At 70.9% G+C, this 25,153-nt stretch carries 28 protein-coding genes; 13 read left to right on the plus strand and 15 right to left on the minus strand.

What is annotated here, in order from left to right; translation table 11 throughout:
- Window positions 1-307: 307 nt before the first annotated feature.
- Window positions 308-559, minus strand: a complete 252-nt coding sequence (locus YWY_RS0100405; RefSeq protein WP_028846004.1) for a Smr/MutS family protein — start codon at window positions 557-559, stop codon at window positions 308-310.
- 175 nt (window positions 560-734) lie between these two features.
- Between YWY_RS0100405 and YWY_RS24480 the strand changes: the two genes are divergently transcribed.
- The 4 genes from YWY_RS24480 to YWY_RS19425 all read left to right on the plus strand — a co-directional run bounded on the left by YWY_RS24480 (window position 735) and on the right by YWY_RS19425 (window position 4,827).
- Entirely contained in the window at window positions 735-3,095 is a 2,361-nt protein-coding gene (locus tag YWY_RS24480) for a sensor histidine kinase (protein ID WP_028846005.1), read from the plus strand.
- A 17-nt stretch (window positions 3,096-3,112) separates the two neighbouring features.
- Window positions 3,113-3,721 carry a LuxR C-terminal-related transcriptional regulator gene (locus YWY_RS0100415; RefSeq protein ID WP_245566505.1) on the plus strand — a complete coding sequence of 203 codons (609 nt, stop codon included), beginning with the start codon at window positions 3,113-3,115 and terminating at the stop codon, window positions 3,719-3,721.
- A 122-nt stretch (window positions 3,722-3,843) separates the two neighbouring features.
- The gene (locus tag YWY_RS0100420) at window positions 3,844-4,032 is read left to right on the plus strand and encodes a CsbD family protein (protein ID WP_028846007.1); all 189 of its coding nucleotides are present in this window, start codon (window positions 3,844-3,846) and stop codon (window positions 4,030-4,032) included.
- A gap of 156 nt (window positions 4,033-4,188) precedes the next feature.
- Entirely contained in the window at window positions 4,189-4,827 is a 639-nt protein-coding gene (locus tag YWY_RS19425) for a CBS domain-containing protein (protein ID WP_051309402.1), read from the plus strand.
- Here YWY_RS19425 and YWY_RS19430 read toward each other — a convergent pair.
- Window positions 4,757-5,524: an IclR family transcriptional regulator gene (locus YWY_RS19430; protein ID WP_028846008.1), complete on the minus strand. Its 768-nt coding sequence runs from the start codon at window positions 5,522-5,524 to the stop codon at window positions 4,757-4,759. The two genes, YWY_RS19425 and YWY_RS19430, sit on opposite strands and share 71 nt — an antisense overlap.
- 505 nt (window positions 5,525-6,029) lie before the next feature.
- Between YWY_RS19430 and YWY_RS19435 the strand changes: the two genes are divergently transcribed.
- Window positions 6,030-6,551 (plus strand): winged helix-turn-helix domain-containing protein, encoded by a 522-nt coding sequence (locus tag YWY_RS19435; protein WP_245566506.1) that lies wholly within the window; start codon window positions 6,030-6,032, stop codon window positions 6,549-6,551.
- A gap of 108 nt (window positions 6,552-6,659) precedes the next feature.
- On the opposite strand, the gene YWY_RS0100440 is transcribed toward YWY_RS19435, so the two are convergent.
- Genes YWY_RS0100440 through YWY_RS0100460 form a run of 5 tightly spaced genes read right to left on the minus strand, consistent with a single transcriptional unit; the run spans window position 6,660 to window position 11,676 of the window.
- Complete coding sequence (locus YWY_RS0100440) at window positions 6,660-7,643, minus strand: VWA domain-containing protein (RefSeq protein ID WP_028846009.1); 984 nt, start codon at window positions 7,641-7,643, stop codon at window positions 6,660-6,662.
- Entirely contained in the window at window positions 7,640-8,575 is a 936-nt protein-coding gene (locus YWY_RS0100445; RefSeq protein ID WP_028846010.1) for a DUF58 domain-containing protein, read from the minus strand. Before YWY_RS0100445 ends, YWY_RS0100440 begins: the two co-directional genes overlap by 4 nt.
- Window positions 8,576-8,581: 6 nt before the next feature.
- On the minus strand, window positions 8,582-9,670 hold the full coding sequence (locus tag YWY_RS0100450; RefSeq protein ID WP_425426095.1) for an AAA family ATPase: 1,089 nt from the start codon (window positions 9,668-9,670) through the stop codon (window positions 8,582-8,584).
- A 52-nt stretch (window positions 9,671-9,722) separates the two neighbouring features.
- Complete coding sequence (gene mobA, locus YWY_RS0100455; RefSeq protein ID WP_028846012.1) at window positions 9,723-10,298, minus strand: molybdenum cofactor guanylyltransferase; 576 nt, start codon at window positions 10,296-10,298, stop codon at window positions 9,723-9,725.
- A 40-nt stretch (window positions 10,299-10,338) separates the two neighbouring features.
- Entirely contained in the window at window positions 10,339-11,676 is a 1,338-nt protein-coding gene (locus tag YWY_RS0100460; RefSeq protein ID WP_425426097.1) for an NlpC/P60 family protein, read from the minus strand.
- A 255-nt stretch (window positions 11,677-11,931) separates the two neighbouring features.
- Here YWY_RS0100460 and YWY_RS0100465 point away from each other — a divergent pair, with 255 nt between their 5' ends.
- Both YWY_RS0100465 and YWY_RS19440 read left to right on the plus strand, forming a co-directional pair.
- Window positions 11,932-12,399 (plus strand): hypothetical protein, encoded by a 468-nt coding sequence (locus YWY_RS0100465; RefSeq protein ID WP_051309408.1) that lies wholly within the window; start codon window positions 11,932-11,934, stop codon window positions 12,397-12,399.
- 55 nt (window positions 12,400-12,454) lie between these two features.
- Window positions 12,455-13,978, plus strand: a complete 1,524-nt coding sequence (locus YWY_RS19440; protein ID WP_051309410.1) for a hypothetical protein — start codon at window positions 12,455-12,457, stop codon at window positions 13,976-13,978.
- 36 nt (window positions 13,979-14,014) lie between these two features.
- Here YWY_RS19440 and YWY_RS19445 read toward each other — a convergent pair whose 3' ends face one another.
- The 4 genes from YWY_RS19445 to YWY_RS0100490 are packed head-to-tail and all read right to left on the minus strand — an operon-like array spanning window position 14,015 to window position 17,329.
- A complete protein-coding gene (locus YWY_RS19445) occupies window positions 14,015-14,503 on the minus strand; it encodes a GerMN domain-containing protein (RefSeq protein WP_051309413.1) in 489 nt (162 codons plus the stop codon).
- Window positions 14,500-15,924 (minus strand): sensor histidine kinase, encoded by a 1,425-nt coding sequence (locus YWY_RS0100480; RefSeq protein WP_028846015.1) that lies wholly within the window; start codon window positions 15,922-15,924, stop codon window positions 14,500-14,502. Before YWY_RS0100480 ends, YWY_RS19445 begins: the two co-directional genes overlap by 4 nt.
- Before the next feature lie 50 nt (window positions 15,925-15,974).
- A complete protein-coding gene (locus YWY_RS0100485; protein WP_028846016.1) occupies window positions 15,975-16,658 on the minus strand; it encodes a response regulator transcription factor in 684 nt (227 codons plus the stop codon).
- Window positions 16,659-16,666: 8 nt separating this feature from the next.
- Window positions 16,667-17,329, minus strand: a complete 663-nt coding sequence (locus YWY_RS0100490; protein ID WP_156899034.1) for a phosphatase PAP2 family protein — start codon at window positions 17,327-17,329, stop codon at window positions 16,667-16,669.
- 309 nt (window positions 17,330-17,638) lie between these two features.
- On the opposite strand from YWY_RS0100490, the gene YWY_RS19450 reads away from it, so the two are divergent.
- The 5 genes from YWY_RS19450 to YWY_RS19455 all read left to right on the plus strand — a co-directional run bounded on the left by YWY_RS19450 (window position 17,639) and on the right by YWY_RS19455 (window position 21,044).
- Window positions 17,639-18,232 (plus strand): D-alanyl-D-alanine carboxypeptidase family protein, encoded by a 594-nt coding sequence (locus YWY_RS19450; protein ID WP_051309511.1) that lies wholly within the window; start codon window positions 17,639-17,641, stop codon window positions 18,230-18,232.
- An 83-nt stretch (window positions 18,233-18,315) separates the two neighbouring features.
- Entirely contained in the window at window positions 18,316-18,630 is a 315-nt protein-coding gene (locus tag YWY_RS0100500) for a hypothetical protein (protein ID WP_028846018.1), read from the plus strand.
- A gap of 116 nt (window positions 18,631-18,746) precedes the next feature.
- Window positions 18,747-19,259 (plus strand): gluconokinase, encoded by a 513-nt coding sequence (locus YWY_RS0100505; RefSeq protein WP_028846019.1) that lies wholly within the window; start codon window positions 18,747-18,749, stop codon window positions 19,257-19,259.
- A gap of 194 nt (window positions 19,260-19,453) precedes the next feature.
- Entirely contained in the window at window positions 19,454-20,020 is a 567-nt protein-coding gene (locus YWY_RS0100510) for a cysteine hydrolase family protein (RefSeq protein ID WP_028846020.1), read from the plus strand.
- Between the two features lie 226 nt (window positions 20,021-20,246).
- A complete protein-coding gene (locus YWY_RS19455; protein ID WP_425426098.1) occupies window positions 20,247-21,044 on the plus strand; it encodes a class I SAM-dependent methyltransferase in 798 nt (265 codons plus the stop codon).
- Between the two features lie 86 nt (window positions 21,045-21,130).
- Here YWY_RS19455 and YWY_RS19460 read toward each other — a convergent pair whose 3' ends face one another.
- From YWY_RS19460 to YWY_RS0100535, 4 genes are all read right to left on the minus strand, one after another.
- The gene (locus YWY_RS19460; RefSeq protein WP_051309414.1) at window positions 21,131-21,898 is read right to left on the minus strand and encodes a type 1 glutamine amidotransferase; all 768 of its coding nucleotides are present in this window, start codon (window positions 21,896-21,898) and stop codon (window positions 21,131-21,133) included.
- A gap of 63 nt (window positions 21,899-21,961) precedes the next feature.
- The gene (locus YWY_RS19465; protein ID WP_038044209.1) at window positions 21,962-22,843 is read right to left on the minus strand and encodes a PaaX family transcriptional regulator; all 882 of its coding nucleotides are present in this window, start codon (window positions 22,841-22,843) and stop codon (window positions 21,962-21,964) included.
- Between the two features lie 188 nt (window positions 22,844-23,031).
- Window positions 23,032-23,451: a hypothetical protein gene (locus YWY_RS0100530; protein WP_028846021.1), complete on the minus strand. Its 420-nt coding sequence runs from the start codon at window positions 23,449-23,451 to the stop codon at window positions 23,032-23,034.
- 127 nt (window positions 23,452-23,578) lie between these two features.
- Window positions 23,579-24,238, minus strand: a complete 660-nt coding sequence (locus YWY_RS0100535; protein WP_028846022.1) for a response regulator — start codon at window positions 24,236-24,238, stop codon at window positions 23,579-23,581.
- Between the two features lie 208 nt (window positions 24,239-24,446).
- On the opposite strand from YWY_RS0100535, the gene YWY_RS0100540 reads away from it, so the two are divergent.
- Window positions 24,447-25,112 (plus strand): response regulator transcription factor, encoded by a 666-nt coding sequence (locus tag YWY_RS0100540; protein WP_281168961.1) that lies wholly within the window; start codon window positions 24,447-24,449, stop codon window positions 25,110-25,112.
- Window positions 25,113-25,153: the final 41 nt, after the last annotated feature.

A 25,153-nucleotide genomic window follows, 5' to 3' on the forward strand; every position in this document is an offset into this window, starting at 1 on the left:
GGCATGTCCGTCCCCGGTCACGGCGTCGCACCGTGACACGGTCTGGTTCGGAACTACCCCCGGCTCGAGGGGGACACACATGGGCGGACGGCCTGCTCCTGGTCGGCGTCGGTGCGAGGCTCCGTCGCCGAAGCGCGGCGCCAGCGCCTCGCGAACCTGGGCACCCCTCTGGCGCAGCCCGACGGCGGCGGAGCATGGCTGACGTCCGGGGTCGCTACGTCGCGGTCACGGGGAGTACCCGGCGGCACCGCACCGGGAGGGGCCGATGAGCGGCCACGGTCGCCTCGACCTGCGCGCCCGGCACCGATCAGAAATGCACCAGGATGCGCCCGGAGTTCTTCGGGTCGACCTCCACCGAACGGTAGAGGTTGCGCATGTGCTTGGCGTCGAGCATCCGCAGCACCCGATGCCGCAGCTGGCCCTTGCCCTTGCCGACGATGATCTCGGCGACCGGCACCTTGCTCTGGGCGGCGCGGAACACCAGCTGACGCACCGCTCGGTCGATGTCCCGTTCGTTGCGGAAGAACGGGTGCAGGTCCACCGTGAGCTTGTCGGGCACGATCACTCCTCGCGGTCGGTCGGGTGCCGCTCCGGGACACGCATGCTCCGGCGCACGCGGTTCACCTCAGCGGCCAGACCACCCTATGGCCTGGCGGATCCGACTCGGAACCAGCGCGGCTGCCACTGGGCGCGGTACTGTGCCCGAATCGGGCGGTCCGCGGTCGGAGGGACTGATGTGGCGAGCGCTGGTCGGTGACATCCGGTCACCGGGATCGAGCGAGAGCCGCCTGTTCGCCGTCGCGGTCCGGTTCGGGCTGCTGGCCAAGCTCGTCACCGTCGGTCTGTGCACGGTGCTGGGCGTGGTGGCGACGACGGGCAGCGCTCGTACCGCCATCGCCGTCATCGGCTCCAGCCTGGTGGTGTGGCTGCTGCTCCGCTTGCGCGGCCTGCCGGACGCGATCGCTCTCTGCGGCGACGTGGCGCTGGCCGCCCTGGTCGGCCTCAGTGCCTTCTGGCTCGGCCCACCGACCGTGATCAGCTGGGGCGCGCGTGTGGCGTTCCTCTGCGCCGTCGTCGCCCACTACGACTGGCCTCGCAGCGCCCGTGCCGCGTGGGCGGTCTCGTTCGCCGCGATCGGCGGGTACGCCGCCGGAACCGTGGCCGTGGGCCCGCTGCCGGAGGCGCTTGGCCTCACCGCTCTGCTGACCATCCACACGGCGCTGGCACGCGTGGTGTTCGTGGTGCTCCGGGCCACCGCTCGAGCCGTGGACCACGCGCACGAGCGAATCGCCGAACAGCAACGGCAGGCCGCCGTCGCCACCGCGCGCCGCCTCGCCGAACGCGAGGCGCTGGCCACCCTGCACGACACGGCGTGCACCACGCTCATGATGGTCTCGACCGGCGCTGCCCAGTCGGACGCCTCGTGGCTGCCTGCGCGCGCCCGACGCGATCTGGACGCGCTGCGCCGCCGCACCGAGATCACCGGCGTGGTCGATCTCGCGGACATGTTGCACGAGGCGGAATTCGACCATCGCGTCCGGCTCGCGGCCGGCATCTCCGGCCCGTTGCCCACCTCCGCCCGCGCCGCCTCGGCCATCCTGTACGGGGTGCGGGAAGCCGTGGTCAACGTCGCGCAGCACGCCGGAACCGATGTCGCGCGGCTGCGCGCAGGCCGGACGGGTGACACCGTCTGGGTGGAGCTGGTCGACAACGGCCGCGGGTTCGACCCCGCGCAGCTTCCCGCCCGGCATCGCGGGATCGCCGATTCGATTCAAGGCCGCTGCGCGATGGCCGGGGCGACCGCCACGGTGCGGTCGGCGCCCGGCCGAGGCACGACGATCCGCTGGGAGGTCGACGCCGCCGGGTCGGACGCTCCCGCGCGGCCACCGAACAACCTGGCCAGGTTCATCAAGGAGCGGATGTTCGACGGGTATCGCGCCGGTCTGCTGTGCGTGGTGCTCACCGAGCTCGTCGTGGCGTGTGTCAAGCAGATCGCCGACGGCGGGATGGGCGGGTTCGCCGCCTGGGCGTTGCTCGCCGTCGTCGGTGCCGGGTTGTCGGTGTCGATGGTCACCGGCCGACCGATCGCCGGGCCGCTGCGGCGGCTGGGGCTGGTGGCCATCGGCGCGGCGAGTGTCGTGATCACGCCTGCGGTGCCGGACGATCCGGTTCTGCTCGGCACCCACTGGTACGTCGGGCTGGTCGGCTGGTTCGTGATCGTGCTGCTGCTCGACCTCCCCCTGCCGGTCATCGGTGTCGTGCTCGCCGCGCACGCCGGGTGGCTGATGGCCCTGGTCGCAGTACACGGTGGCAGCGCGCAGGATCTGGCCGCCGTCGGGCTCGTCCCGGTCGGCGTGACCGGGTTCCAGTTCGCCGTCGCCGCCGCGCTGGTGCTGATCCGGCGCTCCGCCACCGAGGCCGCGCAGCTGGCCGAACGCGACGAGGCGATGCGGCGCGAGGCCGCCGTCGCCGCGCACACCCATGCCGACCACACCCGCCGCTACGCCGAGCTCAGCCGGGAGGCGGTTCCGCTGCTGACCGGGCTCGCCGACGGCACGCTGGATCCGAACTCCGAGGAAACGCGCACCCGGTGCGCGATCGAGGCGGCCCGCATGCGGGTGTTGTTCGCCGAGCGGGACGCGGCAGACGACACGTTGATCCACGAACTTCGCGCAGCGATCGACGTGGCGGAGCGACGCGGCCTGACCGTGCACCTGGCGGTGCGCGGCAAGCCGCTGGCCATCCCACGGGACGTGCGCAGAACCTTGATCCAAGCTGTGCTCAACGGCGTGCTCACCGCACGGACCTCCGCGCGCATCACCGTGTTGCGCACCGGAACGCACGTCCGGTTGAGCAGTTACTGCGACGACGCGGTGCACACCGCGGGCCCGCCGCCGTCGCACCCGGACGTCGACATCAGCACCGACACCGAAGGAGGTGCCCTGTGGGTCCAGGCGACATGGCCGCCGACACCGGCTCGACCACCGGCACGGACATCGACCACGGCCCCACCGGAGACACCGGAGGCACCGGGCCGAACGGCCCGGACCGAGACCGCGGCCGGGAGATCGGCCGAGAGATCACTGTCGCCGTGATCGACGACCATCCGGCCGTGGCCGCAGGCATTCAGGCCTGGTACGCCGCCAGTGATCCGCCGATCCGCGTCGTGGCGTCCGGCAGCACCGCACAGACCGCCTGGCTCCCGCCGGGGCGGGACGCCGACGTCGTGGTGCTCGATCTGCTGCTGGCCCCGGAGCATCCGGAGTGCTACGGCGATCTGCGCAGGCTGGCCGACGCCGGACGGCGGGTCATCGTCTACACCATGCGCGAGGACGAGCAGGTGGCGCTCACCTGCCTGGAGCTGGGCGCGTTCACCTTCCTGACCAAGGCGGAAGGACAGCAGCACCTGGTGGACGCCACCATCGCCGCCGCACACGACCGGCCGTACATCGCGCCGGCCCTGGCCGGAGCGTTCGCCGCGGACACCAAGTCGCACCGGCCCCAGCTGTCCGCCCGGGAGCAGGAAGTGCTCATCGAGTGGTTCCAGTGCGAGTCGAAGCAGGCGGTCGCCCGGCGCATCGGCATCACCCCCAACACCGTGGGCACCTACCTGGATCGCGTGCGGGTGAAGTACGCCAACGTCGGCCGTCCCGCACCGACCAAGGCCGCACTGGTCGTGCGCGCCATCCAGGACGGGATCATCACGTTGGAAGAGCTCTGACCGGCGGGACGGGCCATCCCGTGAGCGACCTGGGCCCGGGTCCGCGCCGCTGCCGCACGGGTGGGCAAGTGTCGGCCGTGCCGATCCCGGGTAGCCGATGCCATCCAACGAAAGGACGAACGATGGCCGCCGGAGACAAGATCGACAAGGTCGCGGGCAAAGCCAAGGAAGGCGTCGGCAAAGCCACCGACGACGACCTGAAGAACGAGGGCCGCACCCAGCACGGTGTCGCCAAGGCGAAGGACGCCGTGAAGGACGCGGCGAGCAAGATCAAGGAAGCCGCGCGGGACATGACCGACCGCGACCGGTAGCCACGATCACGCACCACGCCCACCGGTGACCACCGTCGGCGTCGGCGAGGACCAAAGACCCCAGCGCTGTCGAGCTCCGATCGGCATCGTCGTTTCGGAGTCCAGCGTCGGCAGCACGTTTCGGAGTCCAGCGTCGGCAGCACTCGGGAGCGCGGCATGCGGGCACGAGACATCATGACCAGCCCGGCAGTGACGGTGCACCGGGACACCCCGGTCGGTACCGCCGCTCATCTCGCGGCCGAGTCCGGGTTTCCCCTGGTGCCCGTCGTCGGCAGCGGTGATCTGCTGGTGGGCGTGGTCTCCGTGGCCGGCCTGACCGCTGTGGCCAGCGAGTCGGCTCGGCAGGACGACCGGCTGGTCGCCGACATGATGTCCCCGGCCACGGTCGCCGCCGAGGTGGACACCGATCTGGCCGATCTGGTGACCACCATGCTCGACCGCGGCGTCCGGTGCCTGCCGGTCGTACAGAACTCCCGGGTGGTCGGCGTGATCACCCGCCGCGACCTCGTCCGGACCGTCGACGTCGACCAGACCGCGGCACGGCAGGAAATCCGCCGCCGGCTGGAGCGCTACGGCGGCCGTGGCCGCTGGACGGTGGCGGTGCACAACGGGGTCGCAACCATCACCGACGTGCTCGACGATCCCATCGACCGGCATATCGCCCGTGTCGTGGCCGAGTCCGTCCCGGGAATCGTCCGGGCCCAGGTGTCGGTGGCGGACGACGCTACCGCGCGGCGACCAGCAGCGGACCGACTTCCTCGGCAGCGCTCTGCAACCGCTCGGCCAGTGCGCTGATCTTGTCCTCGGTGATCCGGACCGTCGGGCCCTGCACCGCGATGGCGGCCACCACCCGGCCGTCTGATCCCATGACCGGAACGGCCACGGTGCGCACCCCGGCATGCCGCTCCTCGTCGTTGAGCGCCCACCCGCGATCGCGCACCCGGCGCAGCTCCTCCGCCAGCGTTTCCGGGTCCGTGATCGTCTTCTCGGTGACCGGCGCCAGCTCACCCAGCCCGGCGATCTCCGCCTCGATGTCCCCGGCGAACGCCAGCAGGCACTTGCCCATCGCCGACGTGTGCAGCGGAACCCTGGTCCCCGGCTGCTGGGAGAACCGCAGCGGCTGCGGCGAGGCGACGTCCAGCACCACGTGCACGTCCGTGCCCGCACGGATCCCCAGGTTCACCGACTCCCCGGTGTCCGTGGACAGCGCCCGCAGCGACGGCAACGCCGCTTCGTATCCCAGGCCCCGCGCCGCCTTGTCGCCCAGCACCACCAGGGTCGGCCCCAGCTGGTACCGCTCGGTCTTCGGATCCTGGGCCAGCAGGCCGCCCTCGGTCAGGGCCTTGGTCACCCGGTGGGCCGTGCTGATACTGAGCCCCAGCTTGCGGGCGATCTCGGTGATGCCCAGGTCGGTCGCCGTCTCGAAGCAGCGAAGCACGCCTATGGCGCGCTCGATGGCTTGGGCTCCGGTGCGATGGCGCTGATCAGGCACGGGTCAATCCTGGCACAGCTGCGCCCGCGGACGGGCCGCACCCGCCCGCCGGAGTGGTTCACGCGGGTACCGCCGCCCCGTTCGAACGGAGACACCGCGTGGTCGGGCGGCCGTTCTCATCGACCGTGCCCGCAGCCCCGTTCGAACGGAGACACCCCTCCTCGAGCTGTTCCAATGGCTCGGGTAGGCGCGGTGGCAGCGCCGCCACCGGAGTTGTTCGTCGCGCGCCGACTACGCCCGTCGCATCACCCGCGGGTGTTCTACCCCGCCTGCTCACGTCGACGTGCGCGACCGGATCGTTTGCCGTTCGTGGCCCGTGGGCCGACAGTTCCGGCAGGTGCGAGCGGAATCGACCACTGCATGGAAGAGCTCCGGGTCCACGCCGGCAACACGGCTGGTATCTCTGCGACACATTTGCCGCGTCGTAAACGCCAGCTGCCCTGCCAGCTGTTTCCATATTATGGAAAATCTTTCCACTTGTGGTGATCACTGCCAGTGTCAGAGTGTGAGCAGCACAAATGCCACGCTGACCGTCGTCGTCCAGGTGACGATCGACGCCGATCGCGCGGACCTGGTCGGGGCTCAGATCGCCCAGGCCATTCGCTCTGTGGCGGCCCTGGGCAACGCCAGGCTGACCGTGCGCGACCGGGGCACCGGTGGCGCCGAGGCCTCGTTCGCTCCGCCCACGCGGCTCAAGCTCGAGCCACGCGTGCGCATCATCGCCGCCGAGCGCCGGGTTCTGCGAGACGGCCAGGAGGTGCCGCTGACGCGGCTGGAATACGACCTGCTGCTCTTCCTCTGCCGCAATCCCGGCCGGGTGCACGACCGGGACGCGCTCATGGCAGCGGTGTGGAAGCTCTCCGCACCGTATCGCTCTCGCACCATCGACGTGCACGTCCGGCGGTTGCGCCGCAAGCTCGGCGACGACCTGGAGTTGATCGACACCGTGCGCGGGGTCGGGTACCGCGTGCCCGATGCCGGCCTCGTACGCATCGAGGAGCACGAGACCGTTCAGCGCTCTGCCTGACGGCACGCTGCTGCACGCAGTCCGTGCGCTCGATCAGGGGCATCCGGCACGACGGTGGCAACGGCGCCGTCCGCCACCAACAGCAGCGGCCACCCGCCCGCCGGGCACCTACGGCAGGCGCTGGCCGATCAGCAGCGACGAGCCCGCGGCCCCGATCAACAGCAGCGTGCCGAGCATCAACCACGGCCTGCTGGCATCCGCCTTCTTGATCTCGTAGCCGATCTGCTCGCCCAGGTCCGCGTAGACCCGTTTGAGCTCCTCCCCGGTCGCCGCCTTGTAGAACTGACCGCCGGAGATCTCCGCGATCCGCCGCATCGCCTCGTCGTCCACCTCGACGTCGAAGGTGCGGCCGCCGATGTCGACCGTGCCGTGCTCGGTCCCGAACGAGATGGTGGAGATCGGCACGTTCGCCTTCTTCGCCTCCCGCGCCGCGGTGTAGGCGCCGCGCGGGTCGTCCATGTCCGTCGTCGGCACGGTCTGCTTGCCGTCGGCCATCAGCACGATCCGGGCAGGAGGCGGCCCGGACGCCCCGCCGGTGACCGCGGAGAACCCCTCGATCGCGTCCAGCGCGGCGAAGATGCCCTCCCCGGTCGCGGTGGACTCGGCCAGCTTGAGGTTCTTGATCGCCCGGACCGCGCTCTCCCGGTCCGTGGTGGGAGGAACCAGCAGGCTCGGCGTGCCGGCGAACGAGATCAAGCCGAGGTTGATGCCGGGTGTCATGTTGCGCACGAACGAGATCGCCGACTCCTGGGCGGCGGCCAGCCGGGTCGGTTTGACGTCGTCGGCTTCCATGGACAGCGACACGTCGATCACCAGCATGACCGTCGCCCGGTTGCGCGGGACCTTCTGATCGGCGGTCGGCCCTGCCATCGCGGTGATCAACAGGATCAGCGACACGGTGAGCAGCGCGGCGGGCAGATGCCGGATCGGCCCTTGCGACTTCGCGCCCGCCTTCTCCAGCAGCTCCAGGTTGGCGAACCGCAAGGTCCGCTTGCGACGCCTGCGTTGCACCAGCACATAGCCCACGACGAGCGCTGCCACCACCACGAGCAGCAGGAACCAGCCTGGCGAGGAAAAGTCGGACAAGCTCATCGGACCGCTCCTGACCAGCGTCTCTTGCGTGCCACGACGAACCGCACCACGTCGGCGATCCAATCCGAGTCGGTGCGCAGCACCAGATGCGCCGCACCCGCTCGCCGCAAGCCACTGGCGACCTTGTCCCGGTGCTCCTGCGCCGCCGCCGCGAACTCCCGGCGCAACAGGGCGGACGCGTGCACCTCCCGCTGCTTGCCCGTCTCCGGATCGGACAGCACGACGGTGCCCACTTCCGGCAGATCCACGTCCCGCGGGTCGACGATCTCCACACCGATCAGGTCGTGCCGCTGCGACAGCGCCCGCAGCGGACGTTGCCAGCTCAGATCCCCCAGGAAGTCGGAGATCACCACGGCCAGCCCACGCCTGCGGGGCGGCCTGCGCAGCTGGTCGATCGCCTTCGCCAGATCCCCTCTGGTGCCCTCCGGGGCGCGCGGGGTCTGGGCCACCGCCTTGACCAGGCCGCGGGCGTGCGCCGAACCACCGCGCGCCGGGATGCGCTTGGTCGTCTCCCCGTTGGCGATGAGCGCCCCGATCCGGTTGCCACCGCCCCCGGTCAGGTGCGCGATGGCCGCGACGGCGCACACCACCAAGTCCCGCTTCTCGCAGACCGCGGACCCGAAATCCAGGCTGGCCGACAGGTCGGCGACCACCCACGTCTCCAGCTCCCGGTCGGCCACCGTGTCCCTGATGTGCGGAACGGTCGTGCGCGCGGTCACCGCCCAGTCCATCCGGCGCACGTCGTCACCCGGCTGATACGGCCGCGCCTCCCCCGGTTCCGAACCAGGGCCGGGCACCAGGCCGAGGTGGTTGCCCTGCAACAGCCCGTCGAGGCGCCGCCTGACCTCCAGCTCGAGCATGCGCAGCCCCGCCTCCAGCCGGTCGCCCTGCAGCACCGGCGGGGCCCACGGATGCTCTCCTCGCCGAGCCACGACGCGTTACCGTCCCGCGGGACTGGGCAACGGCTGCCCGGGGCCATTCGCCCCGCCGTTGCCGTGCGGCCGTGCGGACACCTGGGGAAGCGGAACCGTCTGCAGCACGCGCGTGATGATGTGGTCCAGCGGCACGCCGTCAGCCAACGCGTCGTAGGACAGCACCAGCCGGTGCCGCAGCACGTCCGGAGCCACGTCGACCACGTCCTGCGGGAGCACGTAGTCGCGCCCGCGCACCAGGGCCAGCGCCCGCGCGGCGGCGATGATGCCCAGGCTCGCCCGGGGCGACGCACCGTAGGACACCCAGCCCGCCAAGTCGGACAGCCCGTGCTCGGCAGGCGTCCTGGTGGCCATCACCAACCGCACGGTGTAGTCGACGAGCGCATGGTGCACGAACACCCGGGAGGCCACGCCCTGCAGGCGCACCAGCTCCGCCGGGGTGAGCACCTGCGCCGGAGTGGGCGGCTCCACCCCCATCCGGTAGATGATCTCGCGTTCCTCTTCCGCCGTCGGGTAGTCCACCACGATCTTGAACAGGAACCGGTCCCGCTGCGCTTCCGGCAACGGGTAGACGCCTTCGTTCTCGATCGGGTTCTGCGTGGCCAGCACCAGGAACGGGTCCGGCATCGGAAACGTCTTGCCCCCGATCGACACGTGCCGCTCCGCCATCACTTCCAGCAGCGCCGACTGCACCTTGGCCGGCGCGCGGTTGATCTCGTCGGCCAGCACGAAGTTGGCCACCACCGGGCCGAGCTCGACGTCGAACTTCTCCTCGCCCTGACGGTAGATGCGGGTGCCCAGGATGTCGGCGGGTACCAGGTCCGGGGTGAACTGCACGCGGGAGAACGAGCCGCCGACCACCCGCGCGAACGTCTCCACCGCCAGCGTCTTGGCCACGCCCGGCACGCCCTCCAGCAGCAGGTGCCCCTTGGCCAGCAGGCCGACCAGCATGCGTTCCACCAGCCGGTCCTGGCCGACGATGACCCGCTTGACCTCGAACACCGTGCGCTCGAGCTGCTCGGCGTCCAGCGCGGGGGTCGGCTGCCGCTCGTCGGACGACTGGCCGGGATCGATCACTACTGCCTCCTTGTCCACCGCTGCATCGTCCAGGGTGCGCGATCACCGGTGTGACCGCTGTGAAAGCACATCACCGGCGCCGGAGCCGGATCAGGTCGTCCGGCGTGTCGACATCGGCCGCTTCGCCGGCCCGCGCCGCCACGTCCACCACCCGCAATGGCCCGAGCGTGGCCCGCACCGAGCGCCCGGCCGGGTCGCCGGGCACCGCCGCCAGCAGGGCGGACCCGTGCCACACGCCGGTCAGCCACTGCCGCCGGCCGCTCTCGTCGACCAATACCGCTCCGTCGGCGTGTTCGTTCGCGTCCAGCGCCGCCCGCAACCGCTCGATCGTGTCGGCGCGGAGCCCGGGCAGGTCAGCGGCCAGCACGGCGACGTGCGCGCCCGCCAGCCGGGGAAGCGCGGCGAGCCCGGCGGCCAACCCGGCGACCGGACCGCCGCCTGCGGGTTCCTCGCTGGTCCAGCGCACGTCCGGCACAGCGGGGCGCTGAGGGCCGACCACCACGATCTCCGCCGCCGCTCGCACCGACGCGACGACGTGTTCCAGCAACGTCCTACCGCCCACCTGCAGCATGAGCTTGTCCGTGCCGGACATGCGCCTCGCTGCGCCACCGGCCAGGATCACCGCGTGCAGCGGCCGGTCAGCCATGCCCCCAGTATCCGTGCCCGGCCGGCCGCGCCGGGCCGGGCTACTCGATCAACCGCGTCGCGTACGGGAGGATGTCGTCGTAGCGCACCGAAGTGACCCTGACGTGCATGCCCGACTGCGGCGCTTCGATCATCTGCCCGTTGCCCAGGTACAGCGCCACGTGGTGGATGCCGTTCCTGCCCCAGAACAGCATGTCGCCGCGCCGGGCCTGGGACAGCGGCACCTGCCTGCCCGCGTGGTACTGGTAGCCGCTGTAGTGCGGCAGCGGCTTCACCTTGGCGAACGCGTAGATCATCAGGCCCGAGCAGTCGAACCCGATCTTCTTGTAGTCGCCGTAGGCGTCCGCGATGCCGCCGTCGCGGATGCCGTAGGTCGGCCCGTTGGCATTGCCACCGCCCCATGCGTACGGCACGCCGATTTGCGACATCGCCCTGGCGACGACCTCCTCGATGAGGGCGTTCGACGACTTCGACGAGCCGGACGGGGCCGCACCGCCGCCATTGCCCGCAGCGTTGAGCGCCGCCTGCCGCGCCTTCAACTGTTCCTCGCGGCGCTTGGCTGCCAGCCACTCCTCGTAGCGCTGCCGCTGGTTCTCCAGCCCGCGGACCTTCTGCTGGGCGCGCCACAGCAATGTGGCCACCCGCTGCTTTTCCGCCTGCAGCTCGGCGGTGCGGGAGTACTGCGACTTGCGGGCCTCGACGGCCTCGGTGAAGGCCGCCTGCGCGGCACGTTCGGCTTCCTCGGCCTCGGCTTTCCGCTGCTCGGCCACCTGCAGCGCCTTGCGCGCCGCGGCATCCGCATTCGCCTTGGCGATGCGGGCCTTCTTCAGCTTCTCGATGGCGTCCAGCTGGCTGGCGCTGACCGCAGAGAGCACCTGGGCGCGCGCCAGCACCTCCCCCGGATTGTCCGAGGAGAGGTAGGCCGACAGCCCGCCGATGGTGCTGCCCTGGCGGTAGCTGCCCGCGACGAACTCGTCCTTGGCCTGCTCGGCCATGGCGAGCTTCCTGGCCGCCGCACGGGACGCGTTGCGCGCGTTCTTCGCCTCCCGCTTGGCCTCCGCCGCCTTCTCCTTGGCCCGCTGCGCGTCGACCCTGGCCTTGTTGGCCAGTTCCTGCTTCCGCGCGACCTCGTCCCGCAGCCGGTTCAGTCGCGCCGTCGCCCACGCCAGCCGGTTGGTCAGCTCACCGACCTCACCGGCCCGTTTGCGCGCCTGCCAGCGGCTGCTCTTCAGCTCCTCGTCGCTGGGATTCGGCGGAGGTGGCGGCACGGCCTGCCCCACCGCCGGATGACCGGCGGCCAGCACGACCCCCACCGCCAGTGCGGCGAGCCACCTACGCCCCCGAGCGTGCGTGGACGACTGCGTGGTCACGGTCTCCACCTCCCGTCGGCGGTACACGGCCCTCCACCCGCGTGTACCGCCTGCCTCAGTAGGCTGACTGTGCCACATCCGGCCCATTGGCACCACTTGTCACGCGCGGACGACCGAGCACATTCGTCACAGCACGTCATCGGCAGGGACACGACGGGCACCGTCGGCAGGCACGGCGTGCCCCGGTACGGCGGGCCGCGGTCCGGCTACTGTCGTTGCGGGTCCCGGGTCCGCCGTCGCCTTCATGGGAGGTCAGTACCAGCCGTGTTGACGTCGAGATATCCGCCGGCAGCGCTGGTCAGCGCGATCGTCGCGATCGCGGGCCTGCTCGCGGTCGGTATCGGCGGTTTCCTGCCGTGGGTGCGCTCGGGCCTGGTGGTGCGCTCCAGCTTCGAAATCGCGGGCATTGCGGAACGACTCGGCTCGCGGGCGTACCCGATACTCGACGTGATGTTCGCGTGCTGGGTGGCGATTCCACTCGTCTGTGTGATCTGCGTCGGCCTGTTCACCCTCGGCTTGCTCCGGTCGGCCGCCGCATCGGCGATAATCGTCTCCCTGCTAGCGGGAACCGTCGCTCTGGCGACATACGTCCTAGGGTCAGGCGGTTCCGGTGCCGTCGCCGTCGTCGGCACCGGCCCGCTGACCACCTGCATCGGTGCGGCGGTCGCCCTCGCCGGCTCCGTCGGAGCGCTGCTCGGACGGCGGGGAGGCCGCCCGTCCGGCATCGCTTGATCCCGAGCACATTACCAGCCCCGGGCAGCCCGCGGCTCGAGGAGAGGACCTCCGGATGACGTATCCAGGACAGGGGAACCCGAACGACCCGGCCAACAATCCCCAGTGGCAGCAGCAGTCAGGGCCGGGCCAGCCGACACCACCAGGGCAGAACTGGCAGCCTCAGCAGCAGTGGCAGCAGCCCCAGCAGCAGTGGCAGGCGGGCGGCCAGCCCCCGCAGGGCGGGCAGTACCAGCCCACCGCACAGTTCCCCCAGCAGCAGTACCAGGGGCAGGGCCAGTACCAGCAGGTGCCACCCGGCGGGCAGCCGGGCGGACCTCAGGGCCCGCAGCAGCGCAAGAGCAAGCGCGGCCTGATCATCGGGCTGGTCGTGGCGCTGGTCGCCGTGCTGGGTGGCGTGGCGACCTGGATCGCCCTGTCGCTCAGCGGTGGCGACTCCGGCGCGGATTCGCCGGGCGAGGCGGCCCACACCATGCTCGCCGCGATGCAGCAGGGTGACGTCGTCGGGATGATGGACTCGCTCGCGCCCGCCGAGGCCGCGGTGCTGTCCGACATGGTCACCGACTACGTCAACGAGCTGAAGCGGATCCAGGTGCTCGACTCCAGCGCCGACCCGGAGGACGTCTCCGGCGTCACCATCGAGGAGACCGAGGAGCTGGTGTTCGACGACAGCCGGGCCAAGAAGATCAACGATCGTCTGACGATGGCCGCGCTGGTCGACGGCACGCTGCGGGTGAGCAGCAACTTCGACGATGTCCCGCTGGCCAAGTCGTTCAAGGACGCCGTCATCACCCCGGCCGCTCGGGCCGAGCTGGCCAAGGAAAACATCGACCAGACGGTCGACATCGGCGAAGCGGTCAAGCGGAGGAGCCAACCGCTCTACATCGCGACGGTCAACGTCGACGGCAAGTGGTACCCGAGCCTGTTCTACACCGCTGCCTACTACGCGGTGCAGGACGCGGGCAAGGAGTGGCCGGCCAACCCCATTCCGGCCGTCGGCGCCGACTCGCCGAACGCCGCCCTGATGAAGCTGATCGACGCGATCCGCACCAAGGACGTGCAGAAGGTCATCGAGATCCTGCCGCCGGACGAGATGGCGGTGCTGCACGACGTCGGCCAGCTGCTGGTCGAGGAGGCGGGCCCGCCCGGGCAGGCTCCGTTGCCGTTCGACGTGACCACGCTGGAGACCGACGAAGAGGAGGTCACCGGCGGCACCCGGCTGACGCTGCGGAAACTCGAGATCACCGTGCAGACCGGCAGCGGCCCGCAGCAGGTGGGTCTGGTCAAGGACGGCGACTGCTACACCGTGATCCAGAACGGCAGGCAGCAGGGCATGTGCGCCGACGACCTCGGCCGGATGATCCGCGCCGAGCTGGAGGGCATGCCGCCGCAGGCGAGCGATGCGGTGGCACAGATCGTGCAGAACCTCTACACCAAGAGCCTCGGCGTGGTCACCGTCGAGGTCGACGGCAAGCACTACGTCAGCCCGCTGCGCACCTACAGCGACCTCGGCGTGACGATGTTGAAGGCGGTCGAGCCGCAGCACGTCCAGACGCTGATCGAGGTCTTCGGGCGATGAGCCGTCCTCGGCCGGCACCAACCGCGCCGGCCGACGTCATCGTGGCGCCACCCGGCCCGTGGGGAGTTCCTCCGCGGGCCGGGAGCGCTGGTCGCCGCACCAGCGCGGCGGCAAGGTGACGGACTCGCCGGCGATGATCACCGGCCCGGCGCCGTCGACGGCGAACGCCACGGTGCACACGATCTGCTCGAGCGCCAGCGGCGACAGAGTGCGCGGATCGACCGATGCGGTGATCACCCGCCGGCCGTCCCGCACCTCCTCGCGCAGCGTGACACCGGACGGCACTTCACTGCGCAGCCCTTCCTGGCGTTCCCGCATCGTGGGCCCGGCCGTGAGCCAACCGAGCAGGGAATCGACGCCCTCCGAGCGCCGGACGGCGGGCGCCAGCGAGTCGCCGACCAGAAAGAACACCACCGGCGCCAGGATCGGGCCCTCCGGCGCGGCACCCCCGGCGATCACCCCGCTGGGCCGTACCCCGCACGCGGTCACCAACAGCAGCACGCAGCCGACAACGGCCCGCTTCACCGCTTCTCCCCCGTTCCCTCGCCGTAGCGGGGCAGCGCCAGCGTGAACACCGCGCCCCCGCCAGGCCGGTTGGCCGCCGTCAACGTGCCGACCCGGTCGCCTTTCCGGTGCAGGCGGGCGTTCTCCCAGGCGATCGCCAGGCCCAGCCCGCTGCCTTGGGATCGGCTGCGGGCGGTGTCGGCTTTGAAGAACCGGTCGAACACGTGCGGCAGGACGGCGTCGTCCATGCCGGGACCGCTGTCCTCGACGTCCACCATCACCCACGCCTCGTCGGCGGTCAGCCGGACCGTCACCGGAGGCTCGCCGTGCCGCAGCGCATTCCCGACCAGGTTGGCCACGATGACATCCAGCCGTCGAGGGTCCAGCCGCGCGGTGATGCCCTCGGGAAGGTCGGCTTCGACCTGGTCCAGCCACCCGCGCGAGCGCAAGCACGCCCGGATGATGGCGGCGACGTCCACATCGTCCAGCGCCAACGCCGCCGACCCGGAATCGAAGCGAGTCACCTCGATCAGGTCGTTGACCAGGCGGGTGAGGTTGGCCGTTTCGCTGCTGACCAGCCGGGCGGCCCGCCCGGCGTCTCCGGGCAGGTCGCCGGCTTCCTCGTCCAGCACGTCGGTCACCGCGGTCATCGCGGCCAGCGGGGTCCGCAGCTCGTGCGAGACGTCGGCGACGAACCGCCGGGCGTCGGCCTCCATCCGGCGCAGCTCGTTGACCTGGTGCTCCAGCACCTGGGCGGTGGCGTTGAAGGTGCGTCCCACCTCGGCCAGTTCGTCGGCGCCGCGCACGGTGACGCGGGCACTCAGGTCGCCTTCGCCGAGACGCCGGGCAGCGTGCCTGAGCTCACGCACCGGGCGCAGCACCCCCCTGGCCGCCACCCAGGCCAGTGCCGCTGCCAGCCCGAGCGACCCGGCGCCGACCGCCCCCGCCCACCAGGTGAGCTCCTCGATCGAATCCCGTTCGGCCAGCAGATCCCGCGCCAGGTAGACCTCGAGCCCGCTCGGCACGCTGTCCCCCATCCCGGTTCCGATCCGGAGCTCGGTTCCGACCAGCAGCGTCGGGGTGTCCCCCCACATCACCCGCTGCCACACCACGCGCCCGGAGCGCACCGCCGACCGCAGCTCGGCGGGCAGCGACTGCGGGTGCATTCCGGACGACGCCTGCTGGCCGCGGAACAGCACGACCGCCCCGGACCCGCGATCGCTCAGCCCCTCGACCAGCTCCTCCAGGTCGGCGCGGCGGGGCGGCACCGACGACAGCGGCAGCAGCGTCTTGACCCGGTCGGTCAGCGCGGTCGCTGCGGCGTCCTGGGTGGCCTGCAGGACGGCCGACCGGGCCCGCCAGTACAGCACCCCGGCCGTGATCGTCGTGGTCACAACGGCCAACGCGGCGAACGCCAGCAACAGACGCGTGCGCAGGCCCATCCGGCCCGGTGGCCGGGCCGGATCCGGCTGGGGTGCGCGATCCACTGTGGTCACACAGGTCCGAAGCGATACCCGAAGCCACGCACGGTCTGCACGTAGACGGGTTTGGCCGGGTCGTCCTCGATCTTGGCACGCAGCCGTTGCACGCACGCGTCGACCAGCCGGGAGTCGCCCAGGTAGTCGTGCTGCCAGACGGATTCCAGCAGCTGCTGCCTGCTCAGCACTCGCCGAGGGACCCGGGACAGCTCCAGCAGCAGCCGCAGCTCGGTCGGCGCCAGCGCGATCGGCGTGCCGTTCTTGCTCACCTCCAGGCCGACCCGGTCGATGGTCAGCGCGCCGTGCACCTCCACCCCCTGCGGCTGCTTCGGCTCGCTCACCGCCCGGCGCAGCACGGCCCTGATCCGGGCCTCCAGCACGCGTGGCTGGACCGGTTTGACCACGTAGTCGTCCGCCCCCGCCTCCAGGCCCGCCACGACGTCCATGTCGTCGTTGCGGGCGGTCAGCATGATGATCGGCAGGTTGCCGTCGGCGCGAATGCGGCGGCACACCTCGAAGCCATCCATGCCGGGCAGCATCAAGTCGAGCACGACGACTTCCGGCTGCACCGCGCCAAGACGGGCCAGCGCTTGCTCACCGTTGTCGAACGCGTCCACGCTGTGACCCTGCCGCTCCAGCGCCAGGGTCAACCCGTCTCGTACGGCCTCGTCGTCCTCGATCAGCAGTACGCGCGACATGGCCCCCACTATCGCAGGTCAGCCAGGTCCTGGTTGATCACCCGATCGACGGCAACCGCCACGAAGTACAGCGTGCCCGCCACCAGAACGGCCCCGAGGCCGTCGGACAGCCGGTGCCATCCCGCCACCATCGTCGCCGCGGTGACCACCGCGCACACGATCACCCCGGGCAGCAGCATCCACCGACGGTGCCCCGCACGGATCAGCAACGCCACCGCGAACACCATTCCCGCCGCGGCTGCCACGTGCCCGCTGGGGAAGCTGTTGTGAGCGGACGTGCCGATCACGTCGAAGTCCGGCCGGACGATCTCCGCCTTCAGCACCCGCGCGGCCCCGATCGACCCGAACAGCACTCCCACTCCCGCCACCGCCACGACGACCCGGCGGGCCAGCAGGCCCGCGACCACCAGAACGGCGACGAAGATCGCGATGTGCACGGGATTGCCCACCAGGCGAAGGACACTCCTGGCTGCCTGGTAGGCATCCGACGTTCCCGCGTAATAGCCGCCACGCGCCGCTTCGGGCATCAGCGCGTCGTCCACGTGTTGCCCCAGAGGAGTGCGCACGAACGCCACGCAGATCAGCGCCACCCCCACCGCGCAGCCGATCGCCCCGCACATGACACCCCACCAGCTCGGCCGGGACAGCGGCTGCTTCAACGGTGTGGTCACGGCAGTTGCGGTTTCGGTCAGCACATCTCGATCTTCGCTGCGCGATGTCCGTGTTCGGTGCGAGGAATGTCATCGTCTTGTCACAACTGCGCACCGGCCGGGAACCGCTCCTGCAGGCGTCCTCACCGCACGACTCCTCACCGCACGACTCCTCACCGCACGACACTGCCGCGACCGCCTCGCCGTTCACGGCAATACGTCTGATTTGGGCGGAATGTCGGGCCAACGTGCCGAATGATGACACATCCGATGCGGCGTGATCACTCGACGGACGCAGCGACCGGACATCGGTGGCCGAGCGTGGGCACCATGACCGAATCACACGTTCTGGCCGCTCGCTCCATTGCCCGGCAACGACTGTTCGCGGTGCTCACCTACGCCCTGGCCGTGCTCCTGGTGCCGGTCGCCGCGCTGCGCAGCCCCGGCCACCCGTTGCGGGTGGCGGCGAACTGGGCGCTGGCGCTGCGGTTCCCCACCGAGTCCCTGCACGGCCTGACGCCGCGGACCAGGCAGGCGCTGGAGGCGGCGCGTAGTGAGGCGTTGTGGCGGCACGGCGTCCTGATCGGCGTGACCTCCGGATACCGGGACCTGGACCAGCAACGCCTGCTGTTCCGGCGCGAGGTCCACCGGACCGGCTCGGCGTGGGCCGCCCGCACCCGCGTCCTCCCGCCGGACGAGTCCGCGCACGTCCGCGGCATCGCCGTCGACGTCCGGCCACCGGCCGGAGCTCACTGGCTGGACCGGCACGGCGGCAAACACGGTCTGTACCGGATGTACGACAACGAGTGGTGGCACTTCGAGTATCACCCCGACGTCCGGCCCCGACGGCTGCCGTCGCCACGTTTCAGCTGTGCGCGTCCTGGGCATCCGGTGTCGGAGACCGCCGGGCAGGTGTCCGGATGACACCCGCCTCGTCACAGAACGAGCGAACCCGCCCGGCCCCGGCTACCCTGGCGGACTCCACGAAACCGAAGCAGGAGGAACACATGCTCGTACTCACGCCGACCGCCGTCGCCGTGGTCAACAACCTCACCAGCGCGGTGGGCGAGGAAGGCGCAGGCCTGCGCATTTCGTCGCACCCGGACGCGCCTGCTCCGGGGCTGCACGTCGAGATCGCGGCAGCGCCTGAGGCGGACGACCAGCTGGTGGACAGCTCGGGGGCCCGGGTCTTCTTGGACCCGCAGGCCGCGATGATGCTCGACGACAAGGTGCTCGACGCCACCGTCGACGAGCAAGGCCAGGCCAGCTTCGTGCTCGGCACGCAGGCCGCGCCCGGGGACGCCGACCACCCGGAGGCATGACGCTTCTCGCCCGCTGACCAGGCCTCGTCGCAGGGCCTTCGTCTCAGCGGGCGAACGACCGGACCCCGCCGTCGTCGGATAGCCTCGAGCCGTCCGCGACGGAGGGAGAACCAGTAATGCCCAGCCGATCGGCACCCGTGGTGGTGATCATGGGCATTACCGGTTCCGGCAAGTCGACCGTCGGCCGGGCGCTCGCCGACCGGTTGGCTGTGCCGTTCGCGGACGGCGACGATTTCCACAGCCCGCAGGCCAAAGCGAGGATGGCCGGTGGCACCCCGCTCACCGACAGCGACCGGATGCCGTGGCTGCACCGGATCGGTGCCTGGCTGGCGCGCCACGAGGCCGGTGCGGTCGTCGCCTGTTCGGCACTTCGCCGCGCCTACCGCGACGTTCTGCGCGACTCGTCGCCCACCACCGTGTTCGTGCACCTGGTCGGCGACATTGAGATCGCCCGGGAACGGGTGCGGCGGCGTACGAACCACTTCATGCCGGCGGAGCTGGTGGACTCCCAGCAAGCGACGCTGGAGCCGCTGGCCGCCGACGAAGCCGGGATCACGCTTCGCTTCGACCTTCCCGTCGACGACATCGTCGACCGCGTCTCCGCGTGGCTGGCGATGCAGCGCGCGTAGCACGATCTTCCGCGACCCGCTCCCCGCCGAACTGATCTTCCGCGGACGGGCCCCTTGCCCTCGGCTGATCACCTGGCCGGTGCTGGGCTGCGGCCTTTCACGCGGTACACCTGGTAGGTGCCGACGTACGGGCAACGACGCCTGCCGCGGCAGGGACAAGCAGGCCACGACCCGACTGCGGAGGGCGCCCAGGCATGAGCAAGACGGCTCTCATCCTCGTCGACGTCATCAACGCCTTCTTCGACCCCGCAGGGCCGCACTACTACCCGCGTGTGCGGGAGGCGGTCGAGCCGCTCACGCACTTGTTGGCGACCGCCCGCGACGCGGGCGCCGTCGTCGTGCACACGGTCGAACGGCACTGGCCGAACGTGCCGGACGCCGAACAGCCGAAGATTCCGGTGCACTGCCTGGCCGGATCGTTCGAAGCCGATTTCCACCCCGGGTTTCACCCCGTCGACCGGCCGGGTGAGCTGGTGGTGCCGAAGCGGCGGTACTCGGGCTTCTTCGCCACCGACCTGGCACTGACCCTGCACGAGCAGCGGATCGAGCGCATCGTGGTGGCCGGAGTGGAGACCAACGTGTGCGTCCGCGCCACCTGCCAGGACGGATTCGCGCACGGCTTCGCCGTGGTGGTTCCCCGCGAAGCGACCAACTCCGATCGGCAGCATCTCGAGCGGGCTTCACTGGAGGACATCATGCGCTACTTCGGCTCCGTGGTGGCGACCGACGAAGCTGCCGCTTTGCTCAAGGAGCATCCCTAGGTCAGCAACCGCGGCGAATCCCCACGGATGACCACGGATGACTATTGTGGCCGGGCCGGGGCGAGACCGCCGCGATCGCCGAGCCACCACGCCGGGGTGGATCACGCCGCGTTGAGTTCGCTTGCCGCGGACGCCACGTACGCAAGGCACTGCCGCGACTACCGTGCAACGCATGCACGGCACGCACGACGCCCACCACTCCGGCCATGCCGACCCCTCGGCCGAGATGCTTGCCCTGCAAGCCGAGATCTTCGCCGACCACACCGCGAAGATCACCGCGTGGCTACCCGTGTCCACTCCCCCGCGCACGATCGTCGACCTCGGCTGCGGCACCGGCGCCGGGACATTCGCGCTGCTGGCTCAATTCCCCGATGCCCGTGTCATCGCCGTGGACTCCGCGGAGGACCACCTCTCCCACCTGCAGCGCACAGCCGACGCCCGTGGCGTGGCTACCCGGGTCCGCCTGGTGCAAGCCGACCTCGACGCGGTGTGGCCGGACATCGGCCCGGCTGACCTGGTGTGGGCGGCGAACGCGCTGCACCACCTGGCGGATCCGGACCGAGCCCTGGCCGAGGCGTACCGGATGCTCACCCCCCGGCGGGCTGCTCGCGGTCGTCGAACTGACTCGCTTCGCCCGCTTCCTGCCGCCGGACGGCCCGGAGTTCCGTCCGGGCCTCGAGCAGCGATGCCACGCCGCGCACCAGCACCGGCAGGCGGAGCGGCTTCCCCACATCGGTGCCGACTGGGCGGCCAAGCTCACCGCGGCGGGATTCCGCATCGAGGACACCACATCGCTGACGATCGAGGTCAGCGGAGCCGGCCGCCCCGCGGTGGGCGCGTACGCGCTCGTGAGCCTGCGGCGCCTGCGGCAAGCAGTGACCGGCCTCGTGCCGGCCGAAGATCTTGCTGCACTCGACGACCTGGTCGATCAGGACGGCCCGCGCTGCGTGTGCCACCGACCGGACCTGGCCGTCCGGGCCGAGCGGATGGCGTGGGCGGCTCGCCGCCCTTGAGACCGGCCTGACACCGCCCGCGATGTCGTGACGGGGACGGACGCGGCCAACCGCCCCTACAGGCCCCTGGGCATCACCGGCCGTGACCTCGCAGCGATCACGCCTGCGCCGCGTCTCGTTGCCTCCACCGCGCGCAAACGTGCTCGCCGAACCGGGCCGCCAGCTGCCTGCAGTGCGCCGCGACTTGGGCGTCCAGCCGCTCGAGCTCACGCTCCCCGACGCGCATCCGCTCCAGCGTCTCCGGGTCCGAGGCCGTGCTGACCGCCCGCCAGCGCCGGTAGTCGTCGATCGACGCCTCCGGGTGGAACTGCACACCCCAGGCCCGGGCGCCCACCCGGAACGCCTGGTGCGGATACATCTCGCTGCTGCCGAGCCAGCTGGCGCCCGGCGGGAGCACGGCGACCATGTCGCGGTGTGACGACACCGCGGTCAGCGGCGACGGCAAGCCGGTGACCAGTGGGTCGACATCCGCCTCGGGCCGCCACCGCACCCGCACCACACCGGTTTCCATGCCGCGGTCGCCGCGTTCGACCGTGCCACCCATGGCGCGCGCGAGCAGCTGCCCGCCCAGGCATATGCCCAGTGTCGGAGTCGACGACTCCACCGCGTGCCGGAGCAGCTTCCGGACGTCGGACAGCCAGGGATGGTCGTGGTCGTCGTTGGCGCTCATGCGCCCGCCCAGGATCAGCAGGCCGTGCTCGGCCATCCGGTCGGGCACCGGCTCGCCCGCATAGGGCCGGACGATCCGGCACTCCACCCCGGCATCGGCCAGCCACCGTCCGAACCGCGCAATGCCGACGATGTCGTCGGGCTGGATCACCAGAACGGCCGGCCCGCTCGTGTGCTCGGCTGATGCACCCGCCATGCCCGCAGGCTATCGGAACCGGCGGGCGACCGACGCACCCGTCGCCCGCCCGCCGGCTGCGGGCTAGCCGCCTTCGGTTTCCGCGCACAACCGCTCCCAGTAGCGGTGCGCCTGCTCCGACCACTCGCTGCGTTTGCTGTGGAACAGCTTCGCCGCTTCCACGCCGATCCATCCCCCGGACGTCAACGCCGCGGGCAGGGCAGGATCGAGGTAGGGGAACCGCCGATACGCCTGGACGAGTTCGACCTGCTGCCGGAAGGCCGACGCCTCGTCGTCGACCGCGGCCAGCCGGAACTGCTGCAGGAACTCGGCGTAGTGGCGGTGCAGATCCTCCAGGTCCCACGCGCGCTGTACGGTGCGGCGTTCGTCCCCGACCGGGCCGAACCGGCCGACGTAGGACATGGACCAGTCGGCCAGTCCCAGGCCGGTGATGATGCCGGCCACCTCGTCGGCCCGCGCGGCGTGCGGGCTGATCCATGTCCCTGGCGCCGGGGATCCCATGCCCGCCCAGGTGAGCCTGGTGCGCAGGTGGTAGCGGAGATTGCGATGGGACTCGGGCACGGTGGTGTTCACGATCAGCCACGTGCCGTCCCATTCCCTGGTCTCGCCGGTGAAGCCGAGCACCCGCTCGGCCCCCTTGGTGATCATGGTGGTCCCGGTGCCGGTGAGCATCCAGCGCACTTTGCGACCGTGCCGGACGTCGGTGATGGTGCCGCGCTCGGCCGTGCGCTGGATGGCTTTGCGCGCCGCGACCGCTTCCACGCCGCATTCGCCCAGCGCCCGGATCAACGTGCTCGACCACACCGGCTGCCGCCGGGGAAGCACGAACTCGCCGAGGATGACCAGCAGAAGCGCGGGAGCGCTGCGCAGGGCGATGTCGCGCAGATCGGCGATCACCCCTTCGCCGCGCCCGGGCCGCTTGCGCTGTCTGACTGCCGAAGCCATGGAGTCCGAACTCCCTTGCCGTGCCGAACGGGGTAGCGTGGCCACGCTACCCCGTTCAGAGCAGTCGGCTGGGCTGTTCGGTCTAGCACGGGTGTCCCACGATGGTTTGAGATACACGCCACGTAGGTGACCGGCTGCGTTCGGTGCCGGACTCGGCGCAAGCTTCGTGACGGGGCTGGCGGAGCGGCTCAGGCCAGCAGGGCGGCGCCCAGCGCGATGAGCCCGGCGACCTTGGCCACCTCGAACGCGACGTACACGTAGTGGGTGCGGGACCGCTGCGAGCCGTCGGACTTGCCCGACAGGACCTGGTCGGAACGGCGCGTCAGGCGCGGACGGACGCCGAGCAGCTGGACGGCCAGGATGGCGATCACCACGACACCGAGCGCCAGCTCGAGCCCGGTGATCCCGGCCACGATCGCAGCCACCACCAGCACCACGGCCAGCACGACCTCGACCGTGTTCAAGGCGCGGAAGACGATCCGGCCGATGCCCAGGCCCAGCGGCACAGTGATGCCCGGCGCCCGGAACTTCAGCGGCGCCTCCAGGAAGGAGATCGCCAGCACCATGCCCAGCCACACGAAGGTCACCGCGATCGCAAGCTGCGTCATCGTTCACCGTCCTGACGTGCGTTGATGGGTGCGTCACCGCAAGTGTGCACCCGGCACCGGGCCTTCGGGCCCGGCCGATCGGCCCGTGATCATGGGGTCTGATGTCGTGGTGTCGCCGCGCGCCGGGTCAGCCGAGCCCGGGCGGCGGCTTGCCCGCGGCGCCGCGCTGCCGCACCGCGAGTGCCGCCAGCTGGGCACGTCCCCGCATGCCCAATTTGGCCAGCAGGCGCGAGACGTAGTTTTTCACCGTCTTCTCGGCCAGGTACATGCGTTCAGCGATCTGACGGTTGGTCAGGCCCTCGCCGATCAGCTCGAGCAGTTCACGTTCCCGGTCGGACAAGTCCTTCAGCGGACCGGCGTCCGCATCGTCCCCGCGCAGCCTGCGCAACAGCACGGCCGACGCCCTCGCGTCGAGCAGCGACTGTCCCGCGGCCACCAGCCGGATCGCCTCCACCAGCCGTGCCGAGCGGATGTCCTTGACGACGTACCCGGCGGCCCCGGCGAGTACCGCTTCCAGCATCGCCTGCTCGTCCGTGGACGAGGTCAGCATCAGGCATTTCAGCTCGGGCAGCTTGCCGCGCAGCTCACGGCACAGCTCGACCCCGTCCCCGTCGGGCAGCCGCACGTCCAGCACCGCGACGTCCGGCCGCAGTGCCGGGATCCGGGCCAGTGCCTGCCTGGCGGTCGAGGCCTGCCCGGTCACCGTCATGTCCGGCTGTTCCTCGAGCAGGCTCGCGACGCCGAGCCGGGCGATCTCGTGATCGTCCACCACGAAGACTTCGATCATCTTGCCGCCTCCTGCGCCCGCCCCCTGGTCACCGCCGAGCCTACCCGCCGGCTGCGGCGGCTTCCGCGCGTCGCGCGATCACCCGTCGGGCCACCCTTCTATGCCGTCGGCTCGGCCCCGGTGCGGACAACGTCCGAAAGGCCCTTCCGGTCGGGGCCCTTCGGGCTGGTCATGGCGAGCCGCGCGGCATACCGTCGCCTGTGTGGCAATGGACCGCGCACGGGAGGTGGGCATGACCCGGGTGTTTCTTGTCGACGATCACGAGATCGTGCGGCGAGGAATCAGGGAGCTGTTCGCCGACCATCCCGATCTGCACATCGTCGGGGAGGCGGGTTCGGTGGCCGACGCGCTGGCCACCGTCCCAGCGGACGCCGACGTGGCAATCCTCGACGTGCGGTTGCCGGACGGCAACGGGGTCGAGTTGTGCCGCGAGCTGCGCAACCGGATACCCCAGCTGAAGTGCCTGATGCTGACCTCCTACACCGACGACGACGCGTTGCTCGACGCGGTCATGGCCGGAGCCAGCGGCTTCGTGCTCAAGCAGGTGCTCGGGGTCGACCTGATCGGATCGGTGCGGGCGGTCGGCGAAGGCAAGTCCTTGCTCCAGCCGCGTGACGTCGACGCGCTGCGCGCGCGCATGCGTTCCCGGCGGATCGACCCGCTCGCCGAGTTGTCCGCCAAGGAGCGCGAGGTGTTCGATCTGATCAGCCAAGGTCTGACCAACAAGCAGATCGGCCAGCGCATGTTCCTGTCGGACAAGACGGTCAAGAACTACGTGTCGCAGATCTTGCGCAAGCTCGACCTGCAGCGCCGCGCGCAGCTCGCCGCGATGGCCGCCGAGCTCGACACGCCACGGCGCGAACCGGGAACCTGACCACTCGGCTCACCGCCACACCGGGCGCCGCTGGCGCGCCG

Origin of the sequence: Thermocrispum agreste DSM 44070, from assembly GCF_000427905.1 — a bacterium.
Taxonomy (GTDB): Bacteria; Actinomycetota; Actinomycetes; order Mycobacteriales; family Pseudonocardiaceae; genus Thermocrispum; species Thermocrispum agreste.

Excerpts from the sequence above, each read along its gene's own strand:
- YWY_RS0100485 (WP_028846016.1), bottom strand. The coding sequence starts at position 16,658 with ATGTCGCGCGTACTGCTGATCGAGGACGACGAGGCCGTACGAGACGGG.
- YWY_RS19450 (WP_051309511.1), top strand. The coding sequence starts at position 17,639 with ATGACCGAATCACACGTTCTGGCCGCTCGCTCCATTGCCCGGCAACGA.
- YWY_RS0100535 (WP_028846022.1), bottom strand. The coding sequence starts at position 24,238 with ATGATCGAAGTCTTCGTGGTGGACGATCACGAGATCGCCCGGCTCGGC.
- YWY_RS0100540 (WP_281168961.1), top strand. The coding sequence starts at position 24,447 with ATGGACCGCGCACGGGAGGTGGGCATGACCCGGGTGTTTCTTGTCGAC.
- YWY_RS0100530 (WP_028846021.1), bottom strand. The coding sequence starts at position 23,451 with ATGACGCAGCTTGCGATCGCGGTGACCTTCGTGTGGCTGGGCATGGTG.
- YWY_RS19425 (WP_051309402.1), top strand. The coding sequence starts at position 4,189 with ATGCGGGCACGAGACATCATGACCAGCCCGGCAGTGACGGTGCACCGG.
- mobA (WP_028846012.1), bottom strand. The coding sequence starts at position 10,298 with ATGGCTGACCGGCCGCTGCACGCGGTGATCCTGGCCGGTGGCGCAGCG.
- YWY_RS19465 (WP_038044209.1), bottom strand. The coding sequence starts at position 22,843 with ATGGCTTCGGCAGTCAGACAGCGCAAGCGGCCCGGGCGCGGCGAAGGG.
- YWY_RS0100505 (WP_028846019.1), top strand. The coding sequence starts at position 18,747 with ATGCCCAGCCGATCGGCACCCGTGGTGGTGATCATGGGCATTACCGGT.
- YWY_RS0100440 (WP_028846009.1), bottom strand. The coding sequence starts at position 7,643 with ATGAGCTTGTCCGACTTTTCCTCGCCAGGCTGGTTCCTGCTGCTCGTG.
- YWY_RS19460 (WP_051309414.1), bottom strand. The coding sequence starts at position 21,898 with ATGGCGGGTGCATCAGCCGAGCACACGAGCGGGCCGGCCGTTCTGGTG.
- YWY_RS0100420 (WP_028846007.1), top strand. The coding sequence starts at position 3,844 with ATGGCCGCCGGAGACAAGATCGACAAGGTCGCGGGCAAAGCCAAGGAA.
- YWY_RS19455 (WP_425426098.1), top strand. The coding sequence starts at position 20,247 with ATGCTTGCCCTGCAAGCCGAGATCTTCGCCGACCACACCGCGAAGATC.
- YWY_RS19440 (WP_051309410.1), top strand. The coding sequence starts at position 12,455 with ATGACGTATCCAGGACAGGGGAACCCGAACGACCCGGCCAACAATCCC.
- YWY_RS0100480 (WP_028846015.1), bottom strand. The coding sequence starts at position 15,924 with ATGGGCCTGCGCACGCGTCTGTTGCTGGCGTTCGCCGCGTTGGCCGTT.
- YWY_RS24480 (WP_028846005.1), top strand. The coding sequence starts at position 735 with ATGTGGCGAGCGCTGGTCGGTGACATCCGGTCACCGGGATCGAGCGAG.
- YWY_RS0100510 (WP_028846020.1), top strand. The coding sequence starts at position 19,454 with ATGAGCAAGACGGCTCTCATCCTCGTCGACGTCATCAACGCCTTCTTC.
- YWY_RS0100500 (WP_028846018.1), top strand. The coding sequence starts at position 18,316 with ATGCTCGTACTCACGCCGACCGCCGTCGCCGTGGTCAACAACCTCACC.